The following is a 12,932-nucleotide window of genomic DNA, read 5'->3' on the forward strand; positions in this document are numbered from 1 at the left end:
TGGGTAGCCGCAGGCCTGTCCGCATGGCGCCTCCTCGGCGACCCCGATCGGGACCGGAGCCGCAGCCGATTCGAACCCTTCGCTGCATCAGATTAGCGATGGCTGCGCCGCCTTGCGAACAAGATTAGGCTGCGAAACTGACGCGCGGCGAACACTGTTGCGGTTCGCTAAGCTCTACCAACCGATCTGACTATTTGCATGCATGACCGAGCCGCTGAGTCGCCATTGCGAGAGGCGTTTGCCAGGGATCATGGCGAGAACGGCTGTAACCGTCACAAGATCCGGTCGACGCCCTCCGGAGGTGCTCCGTGACCGCAAGGCTGGTAGCGGATCGAAGGAGGCGAGCAGTCCGCCTGTCGCTATCGGCGGATAAAACTGGATTTTCGGGGTCACTTTCCTTAGGGTGACGCAGGGAATGGTGCCATGACCGCAGTCGTCAGATTTTGCGCACTGATCGCTCTTCTTGCGCATTTTGTCGCACTGCCGGCGCTTGCCCAGACCCAGGAGCGCCGCGTCGCACTGGTGATCGGCAACTCCGCCTACAAGAACGCGCCCGCCCTGCCCAATACGCCGAATGATGCGCGCGACACCGCCGAGGCGCTGCGCAAGGTCGGTTTCGAGGTGGTCGACGGCATCGATCTCGACAAGCGCGGCATGGACGCCGCCGTGTCACGCTTCGCGCGCCTCGCCCAGGATGCCGATGCGGTGATGTTCTACTATGCCGGCCACGGCTTCCAGTTCAACGGCGAGAACTTCCTCGTGCCGGTCGAGGCCAAGATCGATGACGAGGTCTCGGTCCAGTACGAGACGGTCAAGCTCAGCGAGGTGACGACTGCGCTCAGCTTCGCCAAGGGCGTCAAGATCATGGTGCTCGACGCCTGCCGCAACAATCCCTTCCTCGCCCAGCTCTCGAAGAAGACGACGACCCGCAGCATGTCGGTCGGCGCCGGCCTCGCGCCGATCGTCAAGGCGCAGGGCATGGTCACCGCCTATGCCACCCAGGCGAACGATGTCGCCGCCGACGGCGCCGGCCGCAACAGTCCGTTCACCGCGGCGCTGGTGCAGGAGATCAAGCAGCCCGGCCTCGAGATCGCGACCATGTTCCGCCGCGTCCAGAAGGCGGTCTACGATTCCACCGGCGGCAAGCAGACGCCGGAGCTTTCGCTCTCCCTGCTCGGCGATTTCTACCTCAATCGCGAAGAGACCGACGCCGACATCTGGAAGCAGTTGCGCAGCAGCGACAACGCCGCCGAAATCAAGGCCTTTATCCAGCGTTTCCCGACGAGCTTCTTCGTGGTCGATGCCAAGACGCGGCTCGACCTGATCGAGCGGCGCAGCGCCTCGCCTGATCGCGAGAAGCGGGAGCAGGAGTTCGCGGCGCGCGAGAAGGAGCTGCTCGACCGCCTCCAGAAGGCCGAGAAGGATCGGCAGCAGGCTGCGGTCGATCTTGCTGGCCGCGACGCCGGCAAGGGCGATGGCGAGCGGTCCGTGCCGAAGCCGGGCGAGGCCCCCGCGGCGAAGTCTTCCGATGCGAGCGAACGCGACCGTCTGGCCAAGGAACTCGCCAAGCGCGAGCAGGAACTGGCTGCGCTCGAAGCCGAGAAGGCGAAGCTGATTCAGGAGCGCCAGGACCGCGAAAAGGCGGTGGCGACGCGCAATGACGCGAGTGGCGCAACCGAACTGCCGGCGCCGCAGAAGCCGCTGCTGCCCAGCACGAGCGCGCGCCCGCAACGTCAGGAGCCGCGTGAGCTCAAGCCGCAGCAACGCGTTGTGGTCGATCGCAAGTCGACCGGCATCCTGACCGGTGGCGTCGAGCCGGAGCCGGAGCCGCGCAATGCTCGCGGTCGCCGGCCGAGCAAGCCCGCCGCCGCAGACGATTGCGCCGACGCCCTGCGGGCCCAGATAGGCGGCAGCGCAAGCAACTGCCGCTGAGGGCGATATCGCTGCTTTGCACCAACAGCGGCGAGGCAGGGGTTGGCGAGCGCGAGCTGACGATCGTGTGCTTGCTCAGGCCGTCTCAAGAATGACCGAAATTGCAGTCCAACGCATGCGATAGGCGGATTTTCCCGATGAACGACATGGCGACGAATCCCTACGACGCGGTCGCCTATCCAGGGCATGCCTTCGCTCAGACCCATCCTGCGCATCTGGCGACGATCGCGCATGTGCACGGCATGACCCCGGCCCCGACGACGGCGATGCGCGTCCTTGAACTCGGTTGCGGCCGCGGCGGCAACCTGATCCCGATGGCGCTGCAATGCCTGGGTGCGGAACTGGTCGGCATCGACCTGAGCGGGCGGGCGATCGCGCACGCCAGGACGGATGCCGCCGAACTCGGCGCCACCAATGTCAGCTTCCACCATCTTGACATCATGGCCGCCTCGGCCGCGCTCGGCCGCTTCGACTACATCCTCGTGCACGGGGTCTATTCCTGGGTGCCGCAGCCGGTGCGCGAGCGGATCCTGGCGCTTTTCGGCGAATTGCTGACGCCGCAGGGGATCGCCTATGTCAGCTACAACGCCCTGCCGGGCTGCCGGCTGCGCGATCTCGCCCGCGACGTGATGCTGTTCGAGACGCGCGACATCGACGACCCCATCGAGAAGGTCCGGGCCGCGCGCGCGGCGATCAAGCGTTTCGCCGAGGCGACCGATGCCGAGACCTTCTATGGCGCGGCCCTGCGCGAGCGGATGAAGCAGATCGAGGATATTCCGGACAACGTCCTCTATCACGACGATCTCAATCCGGGCGCGCGCGCCTTCGCCCTGCACGAGGTGCTGGCCGCGGCGGAGCCCCATGGGCTGCAATTCCTGGCCGAGGCCTCCTTCCCGAACAATTTCGGTGGAGCCCGTGGGGCGGCGCAGCAGGTGCTGAACGAGATTCCGATCACGGAGCCGCTGCGACAGGAGCAATCGCTCGACCTGCTCATCGGTCGCTGCTTCCGCCAGACTCTGCTCTGCCGCGCCGACGTCGCGCTGCAGCGCGGCTTCTCGCACTTCAGCCTCGAGCCCTACCATCTTGCGGCGAGCGTGAGCGAGGTCGAGGAGAAGGACGAGAAGCGGCCGGAGGCGGTGAGTTTCCTGTTCTCGGAAGGAGTGCGCCTCGCTTTGGATCTGCCGTCGGCCATCGCGGCCCTGCGGGCACTGGGCAAGGCTTGGCCCGGCAGCATTGACCATGGCGAGCTCGTGGCGCTGGCCTTGCTCGAGGCGAAAGACAGCCTGGGCCCCGATCTCGTCCGCGAGAAGGGCCGTCTCAACGAGGCGCTGACCGCGATCTACCGCGCCGGCCTGCTCGAGATCAATCTGGAGCCGCATCAGCTGACGACGCGCATCAGCGAGCGGCCGCTTGCGAGCCTGCTGGCGCGTCGCCAGGCACTGACCAGCCAGGAGGTCACCGATCTGCGCCATCGCGCGGTCGCGCTCGACGGAATCGTGGTGCGCAAGTTCGTCAGCCTGCTGGACGGGACGCGGACGCCGGCGATGCTGCTCGACGAGATCAATGCCTTCCTGACGGAAGCGCATGCCTCTGGTCGCGATGCCTCGACGTTGCCGAAAAAGGCCACGGCCGAGGAGGTCGACCTGCATTTGAAGGATGTCGCGCGGCTGGCCTTGCTGGCAGGCTGAGCTTGCCGTGGTCGGACCGCCTGCGTATTGCGGAGCGCGGCAGTAGCGGTAGCGAGGGATGAGTCAGCGCTTCAAGCAGTTTCAGGCCGCATTCCAGGAGGATGCCTGCCTCGAAACCATCATGCAGGCGCGGCAGGGCGGCATCACCCTGGCCTGCTCGGCCTGCGGGAAGACGTCGGCTTTCGCGCCGCGGGTGAAGCTGCGCGCCTATGCCTGTCCGCATTGCGGTTTCCTGGTCTCGCCCTGCAAGGGGACGCCGCTGGAGAGCCGGCGCACGTCTCTCCAGCTCTGGTTCTTCGCGCTCAAGGCGTTGACCGAGCAAGGGCCGCGCGGCGCGGCGACGACCGTGGAACGCGAGGGAAATATTCCGGCCCAGCAGGCGCGCCGGATGATCGCCGAATTGCAGGAGGCGGCCGGTAAGGATGGCAGTCCCCCAAGCTGGCTCGTCGCAGCGCAAAAGTCGGTGATCGGTGGCGCCAATGCCACGAACCTTGCTGCCGGCGTGCCCTTCGCTGCGACGGATGGCAGCTCCCGGCTCCGGCTCGTCTCTTTTATCGGCGGAGGTGCGCTGGTTCTGGCCATCGCCGGCGGTGTCGCGGTCGCGACCCTGCGACCGGGATCGACCGAGCTGAGCGGCGGGTTCGAGCCGATCGAAAGCGTCGAGGCGCCATCGCTCAGGGCGCCGACCCGGCCTTCACTTATCCTGTCCTCGGTCGAAGGCGACCTCGAAGCGGCGCGTCAGGCGACGCAGTACGCACTGAACGCCGATCCATCGCTCGCTAAGATCAAGGAGCAGATCGCGACGGAGACGCCCAACCAGCCGGCGCTGCCGATCCCGGTGATGCCGCCGTCGAACATCATTCTGGTGCCGCCCACCTCTTCAGGTAAGCCGGGTGCCCCGATCGCGGCTCCGCGAAGCCAGTTGCCGCAGGCGCCGGTGAACTACGCCGGCGATCCCAACCAGGTCCTGACCTTCGGACCGATCAAGATCCGCCGGCATCTGGTCGAGATGATCGTCAGGGCAGGGCGCGTCGTCGGCGCCGACCCGACCCTGCTGATGGCAGTCGCCGACAAGGAATCCTCCTTCTCGACCGCGGTGCAGGCGAAGACCTCCTCGGCGACCGGGCTCTATCAGTTCATCGAGCAGACCTGGCTCGGCGTGATCTTCGAATTCGGCCGCAAGCACGGACTTCATGCCGAGGCCGCTCTCATCGGCCGCAACGGCCGGCAGTTCGTCATCGCCGACGCGAACGAGCGCCAGCGCATCCTTGATCTTCGGCGCGAACCCTATCTCTCGGCCCTGCTGGCGGGTGAAATGCTCAAGCGCGACACGCTCAGGCTGGAGAAGGCGATGGGGCGCCATCTCACCGGCGGCGAGATCTACCTGATCCATTTCCTCGGGCCGGATGCGGCACAGACCTTCATCGAGACGATGGAGGAGACGCCCGGCGCCAGTGCGGCGGCGCTGCTGCCGCGCCCGGCCGAGGCCAACCGCCCGATCTTCTATGCCCAGTCCGGCGGTGAGACCAAGACGCTCTCGGTGTCCGAGGTTCACAAGAAATTCGACGAGATGATCAAGGTCAGGCTCGACCGCTACAAGGTCGTGCGTGGGCCTGCTGCCGCGCCGGCGCGGACGCCACAGAAATAGGCGCCCGAGGCGAATACCCGCCAGGTTGGGCCAAAGCGATCGCGGGCGCAGCGAATTTGCCGCGAAAGCTGCCATGGCCCATGATCAAGCGAGCGCACAGGCGAGGAGACGACGATGGCGAAGAACCGGTTCGAGCAGGTCGATGAGCCGCAGCCCGATGCCATCACGCTGAGCCTTGGCCAGCGCGACGGCAAGAGCTTCATCCGCATTGCCTGTCCGGCTGAGCTGGCTGCCGGCCATCTCGCCAATGATTTCGTCAGTGACGAGCTCGACCCGATCGAAGGGTTCCGCTCGGCCGTCCGCCTCGCCAACGAGATCAAGGCGCCGATCGTCGTCGAGGACAATGAAGGCCTGTGGCAGGCGGAATGGGGCGAGCTGTTCCGGGAGGAGTGAGGAGCGCAACCTCTCACCGTCATTCCGGCCGTAGCGAAGCGGAGCGCCGGAATCCATCGTAGGGCGCTTTACTCTACGATGGATTCCGGAGCTGCGCGCCTTCGGCGCTTGTCCGGAATGACGGCTACTCCTTGAAGAGAAGCCGTCAGCTTCACTCGATCCTAAAATACTTGATACCGATGCCGACCTTGCCACCGGCCCGGGCGATGTCCTGGTGCAGGCCGGGGAAGATGTCGCCGGCCGGAGCCGGGTTGGGGCCCGACAGTGTTGGCAGCGGCGCCTGGCTCACGAGGGCAAGGACCGTCTGTGGCCTGACCGGGGCACCGGAGGCGGCGGTCGATTCCAGTTTCAGGCTGAAGCTCGCCTTTCCGCCCTCGCGACGGGTGTAATTCGCGAGATTGTAGACCAGCCCGTCATCGCCGACGAGCAGGATGTCGAGATGCCGGTTCGGGTCGCTCTCGACCGTGCCCGAGAGCGCGTCGCCGCTCTTGATGGTGAAGGCGCCGATCTGCATCACCGGGCTGCGGTCGATGCCGCGACCGAGCTGGCGCAGGAAGTCGACCATCGGGCATTGCGCTGTGGTGATCGTACGCAGGCTGATCTGCGCCTCGTAGCCCTGCGCCTTCTTGAAAGCTCCGTCGAAGCTGACGAAGGGCTCGGCCGAGCTGCCGAAGCCTTCGATCGCGGTGCGCTTGTCGGCGATCGCCGTTGGCCAGAGGAAGAAGCAGGCGCCACCGTCATAATCCGCGACATAGCGCGCCGTCCGTTCGGCGGCCGTGCGCGGCTCGGGCTCCGGGGTGGACGCTGTCGGCAACGGAACGGTCGGTGTCGGCTTCGGGCCGGTCGTCGACGTTGGGCTGGGCGGCGGTGACGTCGGCGTCGGCGTCGGCGTCGGGTTCAGCTCCGGCGGGGCGGCTGCGGGCGGCTGAGGCGGCGCAGTCGGTCCCGGAGAGGTCGGCGGCTGCAAGGTGGGTGGTTCGTTCTGGCTTGCCGGCTGCGGCGACGGTGCCGGCGGAGCCGGGTTCACGGGGGTGAGTTCGGGGGCAGGCGTGCCCGGTGCCGGACCCAGTGCAGGCGGCTGACGATTGTCGCTCAGCGGAGGCGGCGAGGTGTTCATCGCCTGCTGTGTCGGGCTGCCGCCGCCCAATATTTGCCAGGCGACGAAGCCGCCGCCCGCGAGGAGAGCGAGCGCCGCGACCCCCGCGACCAGCGGCCAGGGGAAGGCACGCTTGCCGCTGGGCCCCGCGCTACCCTTGGCCTGCCAGGCGGCGACCTCGGCCATGTCGGCCTGGCGATCCTTCGGATCGGGCGCGAGCATGCGCGCCAGCAGCGGGCGGATGCGCTTGTCGATGGCCGACAGATCCGGAATGCGGCGGCGCTTCTCGAGGATCTGCATCTGCGTTCCGCCCATGTCGAGCGGGCGGCCGCCGAGCGCCTCGGCGAGAACGAGGCCGAGGCTGTAGATATCGGACTTGCCGGTGACCTCGGCGCCGTAGAGGCCGAGTTGCTCGGGCGAGACGTAGTTGTATTTGCCGGCAAAGCCGGAGCCGATCACCGTCTTCTCGGCCAGTTTCGATTTGGCGATGCCGAAATCGATGATCTTGGCGCGCGTGACCTGGCCGCCGGGCAGGATGATGTTGTCGGGCGAAACGTCGCGATGGGTGATGCCGAGCATATGGGCGGCATGCAGGCCGGACGCGATGCGCCGGCGCAGCAGGTCGACCTGCTCAAAGGGTAACGGGCCGTCCTTCAACCGGTCCGACAAGGCCTGGCCGTCGACGAACTCCATGGCGAGATAGGTCGCCTGCGTCGCGGGGTCGACGGTGAAGACGTAGTAGCGGACGATCGCCTCGTTATAGAGGTTGTGCAGCGCCGACGCCTCGTTACGGAACAAGGCGAGGACATTGGCGTCCTGCGCCATGTCGGGGCGCACGATCTTGATCGCGACGGCGTCGCCGGTCTGGATGGCGCGGCCCTGATAGACCTCGCCCATGCCGCCGGTCGCGATCAGGCGCTCGATCTCGTAGATGCCGTTCAGCCGCACGCCGGGCGCCAGGCCCGTGCGCGGCAGGAAGACGGTGCGGTCGGGGTCGCTCATGGCGCATCGCTCCGGCGCTGGCGCATGTTCGGCACCCAGCGCGTCTTCTCGGTTCCGCCGTCGTGATGATAGCGCACCACGATCACGGTGACATTGTCGGTGGCGCCGCGCTCCAGGGTCAGCGCCAGCAGCGCATCACTGGCGGCCTGCGCACCGCCTGAGACGGCTGCCCGCAGAATCTCCTCGTCGCGGACATGGTCGGTGAGGCCGTCCGAGCAGAGCACGAAGACGTCGCCGCCTTCGAGTTCGCCATGGTCGATCTCGAGCTCTGGCCGATCATGGACGCCGATGGCGCGGGTGATGACGTGCCGCCGCGGCCAGGTCCGCGCCTCTTCGACGGTCAGCAGGCCGCGTTCGATCATGTCTTGCGCCTCGGTGTGATCGCGCGAGACCTGGGTGATGCGATTGCCGCGGACGAGGTAGATGCGGCTGTCGCCACACCAGACGCAGGCGAAGTGGCGGCCATGGGCAAGCAGCACGGCGAGGGTCGCGCCCATGGTGGCGCCGTCATGCTCGCGGATCTTGCGGCGCAGTTCCGCATTGGCCTCGATCACGCCGCGCTCGAGCCGGTCGAGCAATTCGGCAGCGGAGCCGGCGGGGCCGATGGCGGACAGGCTCGCGGCCACGGTCGCGCTCGCCATGGCGCCGTTCTGATGGCCGCCCATGCCGTCTGCGACGGCCCAGAGACCATGCTCGGGCCGGACAACCAGATTGTCCTCGTTATGGCTGCGCACGCGCCCGGCATGGCTGACTGCACCCGTCTCGAAGGCAGCGCCGGGGCTGTGCTCGTTCATGCTGTCGATCCTGCACCGAGGAAGGCGTCGAAGCGTCCGGTCAGAAGGCCGGTGAAGAGATAGGGGCTCGGCAAGCCCTGGCCGACCAGAGCGAGCGGCTCGAAATCGTCGCCGCCGACCGTCCAGAGATAACTGGCATGGGCAAAGGAGCGGGTATGGTCCTCGACTCGCAAAGCGGTGAGCCGCGCCGGGAAAGTGGCGGAATCGAGCGCGCTGACGATCGTGCCGTCCGAGAGCCTGACCATATCGGCGGGTGGGGCAGCCATGAGCTCGTCGCTCGGCATGGCGAGCCCGCCGAGCGCCTGCGAGACCGCTTCGAAGCTCGCGTCGGGTTCGAGCGCGCGCAGCAGGAAATCCTCGGCCTGTGCGAACCAGGCGTCCTGCGGATCAAGCTCTGGCGGCGGGATCGCAGCCCCAGGCCCGGCGAGCGCGAAGACCGTCAGCGGGAAATAGCGGCCGATGCCGTCGACCGACGGCATGAAGGCGCCGGCGACCGTCGTGCCGCAGAAGGCGCTGCCGAACCAGAAGCGCCAGATCGGGGCGTTCAGGAAGGCATTCTGCCAGCCAGTGCCGAGCTCGACCCGGCTGGCGGTGAGCCCGCCCTGGAGCCAGGGCTCATAGGCCGAGAGAAAGGCCGTTGGCGCGCCCAGCGCGATGAAGTCCCGTTTGCCCGGAAGCTTCCCGAACAGTCCGCAGCCCATTCTCAAATCCCCGCCGGACAACGGATTTCGCGCAGCGCCGGCAGCACCAGCGGGTTCTTCAGCGAGCCGACGCCGAACTGGTAGCCGACCTGGCGGCCGCTTGCGGCGAGCGTGAAGACGACGTTGTCGCCCTGGCGCAGCACCGAGCCGGCATCGAGCAGGCGGAAGAACGACCAGTCGCCGTCGCGCTCGAACATCTTGACCTCGCTCGGGGCGGCTGGCGTCGGGCTGTTGGAGAAGAAGCCACCGCCGAAGATGCCGCCGGCATTGTTGTTGGCAGCAGCGCCACCGATCGCGAGGATGATCGAGGTCTTCTTCAACCCCGCGCCCGGCCACATCACCGGCGTCGGCGTGTTGACGCCCTGCTGGCTGGCGACCGTGAAGCCGTTGATCTCGAGCTTGGCGCTCTGCGCATCGGAGGAGATGGTGGTCGGGACGACGACCATCTGGAAGTTGGGCAGGTTGCCGCCGGTCGGGAAGAAGGCTTCGCGGATGTCGCTGGCGCGCTGGAATTCGCGCAAGGTCGTTGGCGAGAGGGCGCGGGCGACCCGGCTGTCCTGGCGCCAGCTCCAGTTCTGGCCGGACTTGTCGATATAGGGGTCGAGCCGCTCCTTCATGAACTTGTCCATGGTGCCGCCGGGAGCGAACATACTGGCGAAGGCGGTGAGCGGCACGTCGCGGGTCGAGCCCTTCACGAAGGGATAGCGGTTGGTCAGGATGTCGGCGCACTGGCGCGCGACGTCGCTGGCGAGCGCCTGGCGCAGCAGCGAGACGGTCGCGCCGGTGGCATCGCCCTCGAAATCGTTCACGGCGGCGACGATCATCGCGTCGAACGGTGCCGGATAACGCGAGGAATTGCCACGCAGCGAGGCGATCAGCGGCACCAGCGCCGCATTTGCTGCGGCAGCCTGCGCCGGCGTGGTCGCGGCCATTGCGAGGTTCTGGTTGATCTCGGCGAAGATCTGCAGCGCCTGATCGACCGGCCGCTTGCCGCCATCGCCTTCGACGAGGACATGGAAGGCCTTGAACTGCGACTCGATATTGGCGCCGAGCGCCTCGCCGCCACCGCCGCCGCCGAGGACGCGGTCGACGCCGGGCGCGCTGAGCGGCAGGCTGGTGCCGAGGCGGCTGAGCGAATAATTGGCGCGCTGCTCCAGGGTCTTGGCGGCATGGTCCGCGACCTGGCCGGCCATCTTCTCGGCTGCCTGCGTCCCGGGGGGGCGTTTCGGCGCCGCGCGCTCCTTGGTCAGCTGCGTCTCGTCGCGGATGGACTCGAGCAGCTGCTTGAAGGGCGAGGTCGGTGCGGCGATCGCCGAGAGCGCGATGTATTTCGGCTTGTCGGCATTGAGGGGGCGCAGCTTCAGCCGGCGCAGCGTCCGTTGCCAGGAGGCGGTGAAGTCACGCGCATAGAGCTTGAGCAGGTCCTGGAACAGGCTGGCGTATTGCGAGGTGATCGCAGCCTGGTCGGCATTGTCGCCGAGCACCCAGCGCTCCTTCTCGATGCGCTCGCCGATATCGCCGAGCCGGTCGACGAAGGCGCTCTGGAAGCCGTCATAGGTGTAGAAATAGGGCACCCGGACCGAATCCAGATCCTCGCCGGAGACGCCCTCGAAGACCAGCCGCGCATCCGAGCCGCCGCGGATCGCCGCGACCCAGTCGCGGCTGGCGTTGCGCCCTTGCGTGCGCAGCAACTCGTAGGCGCGCTCGGCGATGCTGAGCCGGCGCAACGTGCGCTGGCTGCTCTCGATCAGCGGCTGGTTGAGCTTGACCACCGGCTCGCTGCCGTCGTCGAGATCGAGCAGCGCGATGAGATGCTCCTCCAGCGCCTCGCGGCCCTTGGCGTTGGCGGCGCCGGGGAAGAGGTTCTCGGTCCAGTCGAGCCGCATCCAGGCGAGCACGAGGTCGCGGTCGAGCGGGGCCCGGCCGCCGACCATCAGATAGACCTTGAGCGCTTCGTAGATGAAGCCGGGGTTGTTGACGTTGGCCTCGAGCTGCTCCTCGAGCCGGAAGATGATGCGCGAGCGCAGCAGCCGTTCCAGCGCCTGATGATAGCTCTCCTGAGCCGCCGATTGCAGCCGCTCGCGCTGACTCAGGCCGAAGGTGGCGGCAACCGGCGTCGGCTCGTCCTTGTCGGCGTAACCCGCCGGCATATGGCGCAGCTTGTGCAGCAACGGCAGGACCCGGCTGAAATTGCGGTCCGACAGCGTCGTCTCCTGCAGCACCGGCGCGGCGCTGGAACGGTAGTCGGCGAGGCCGTAATTGCTCTGGTTGATCAGGTCGCTGTTGCGGGCATAGCTCGTCCACCACATGCCGCCGAGCGCCACCGAGACCAGGGCGACCGCGGCGAAGCCGGCGATGCGCAGCAGGGTGGAACGGCGCGCGGCGCGCAGGTCGGTCGAGACCCAGCCGGATTCGCCGATGATCACCTTCTGGATCAGGTCAGTGAGGAAGAAGCTCTTGCCACGGCCGGAATAGCTGCCGGAATCGGCGTGCTCGCTGCCGAAATTACGCGATAGCGCACCGATCAGCTGGTCGATCGGCGTGCCTTCCTGGGTGCCGGAGGTGAAGTAGAAGCCACGCAGCGTCGCGCTCGACTGATAGCGCGTCGGTTCGAAGACCCGGCCGAGGAAGTCGTTCACGATCGGCTTCAGCGCCGCCATCTGGCTCGGCAGGCCGAAGAGCTTCGCGCGCGAGGTCGGGTTGTGCTCGTCCTGCAAGCGGTCGGAGAGGCGCTCGTTCAGGCGCTCGATCAGCGCGTCGAACTCGGGCAGCACGTCGCCGATCATGTTGCGGGTCTTGTCGACGGTCTGGAAGGTGTGGCCCCAGACCATGCGCCGCTGCGGCTCGGAGAGCGCGGCGAAGAATTCGTTGAAGCCGGCGATCAGGTCGGTCTTGGTGAAGACCGCATAGACCGGGAAGTCGACCTTCAGCCGCTCGTTGAGCTCGAGCAGGCGGGCGCGGATCGCCTCGGCATGGGCGGTGATCTCCTCCTGCGAGGAGGTCAGCAGGTCCTCGACGCTGATCGCGACCATGACGCCGTTGATCGGCTGGCGCGGCCGGTTGGACTTGAGCAGATCGAGGAAGGCGAGCCAACTCGTCCGCTCGGCCTTGCTGTCGGTGTCCTGGGTGGTGTAGCGGCCGGCAGTGTCGATCAGCACCGCCTCTTCGGCGAACCACCAGTCGCAATAGCGGGTGCCGCCATTACCGGCGACCGCCGCCGGTGCCTGGCCGCCGCGGGCGAGCGGGAACTTCAGGCCGGAGTTGACCAGAGCGGTGGTCTTGCCGGCGCCTGGCGGGCCGATGATCACGTACCAGGGCAGGTCGTAGAGATAGTCGCCGCCATCCTTGCCGCGGGTGCGCCTGAGCGTCGCCAGCGCATCGCGCATGCCGGCGCCGAGCGCGGCACCGTCGCCTGCTTGCGACTCTTCCTTGGCCATCGCCTCGGAGAGTGCGGCGACAGCCCTGCGCCGGCGGATCACGATCCAGGCGATCCAGCCGAGCGCGCCGAGCATCAGGACGAGTGCGATCGGCAGCCGGACCCAGAATGATTCGAACGGACGCACCTCGCCGAAGGCGACGAAGGGGCCGCCGAACCAGATCAGCAGCGTCAGCGCGAGTGCGCCGACAAAGATGGCTGCGATCCTGAGCCACGTCGCGAGATTCATCGTCTGCCCGTCT

Annotated in this window: 7 protein-coding genes and 1 pseudogene; 4 read left to right on the forward strand and 4 right to left on the reverse strand. The window is 67.3% G+C overall.

Annotated features, from left to right (window positions below; genetic code table 11):
• Positions 1–423 precede the first annotated feature (423 nt).
• The 4 genes and pseudogenes from B6S44_RS03575 to B6S44_RS03590 all read left to right on the forward strand — a co-directional run bounded on the left by B6S44_RS03575 (position 424) and on the right by B6S44_RS03590 (position 5,661).
• Positions 424–1,932, forward strand: a complete 1,509-nt coding sequence (locus tag B6S44_RS03575; RefSeq protein WP_129155357.1) for a caspase family protein — start codon at positions 424–426, stop codon at positions 1,930–1,932.
• Between the two features lie 146 nt (positions 1,933–2,078).
• Entirely contained in the window at positions 2,079–3,620 is a 1,542-nt protein-coding gene (locus B6S44_RS03580) for a methyltransferase domain-containing protein (protein WP_164985709.1), read from the forward strand.
• 949 nt (positions 3,621–4,569) lie between these two features.
• Positions 4,570–5,268, forward strand: a pseudogene (locus B6S44_RS03585) (transglycosylase SLT domain-containing protein); the annotation flags it as partial.
• A gap of 114 nt (positions 5,269–5,382) precedes the next feature.
• A complete protein-coding gene (locus B6S44_RS03590; protein WP_129155359.1) occupies positions 5,383–5,661 on the forward strand; it encodes a hypothetical protein in 279 nt (92 codons plus the stop codon).
• A 151-nt stretch (positions 5,662–5,812) separates the two neighbouring features.
• Here the strand turns inward: B6S44_RS03590 and B6S44_RS29780 are convergent, their stop codons facing one another.
• From B6S44_RS29780 to tssM, 4 genes are read right to left on the reverse strand one after another with little or no spacing between them, the layout of a single operon-like run.
• A complete protein-coding gene (locus B6S44_RS29780) occupies positions 5,813–7,759 on the reverse strand; it encodes a serine/threonine-protein kinase (RefSeq protein ID WP_248309419.1) in 1,947 nt (648 codons plus the stop codon).
• Positions 7,756–8,553 carry a PP2C family protein-serine/threonine phosphatase gene (locus B6S44_RS03600; RefSeq protein WP_129155360.1) on the reverse strand — a complete coding sequence of 266 codons (798 nt, stop codon included), beginning with the start codon at positions 8,551–8,553 and terminating at the stop codon, positions 7,756–7,758. The genes B6S44_RS29780 and B6S44_RS03600 overlap by 4 nt, the downstream gene beginning before the upstream one ends.
• Positions 8,550–9,254 (reverse strand): type VI secretion system-associated protein TagF, encoded by a 705-nt coding sequence (gene tagF / locus B6S44_RS03605; protein ID WP_129155361.1) that lies wholly within the window; start codon positions 9,252–9,254, stop codon positions 8,550–8,552. Before tagF ends, B6S44_RS03600 begins: the two co-directional genes overlap by 4 nt.
• Before the next feature lie 2 nt (positions 9,255–9,256).
• Positions 9,257–12,919, reverse strand: coding sequence for a type VI secretion system membrane subunit TssM (gene tssM / locus B6S44_RS03610; protein WP_129155362.1), 3,663 nt, complete (start codon positions 12,917–12,919; stop codon positions 9,257–9,259).
• Positions 12,920–12,932: the final 13 nt, after the last annotated feature.

Origin of the sequence: Allobosea sp. Tri-44, from assembly GCF_004123845.1 — a bacterium.
Lineage (GTDB): Bacteria > Pseudomonadota > Alphaproteobacteria > Rhizobiales > Beijerinckiaceae > Allobosea.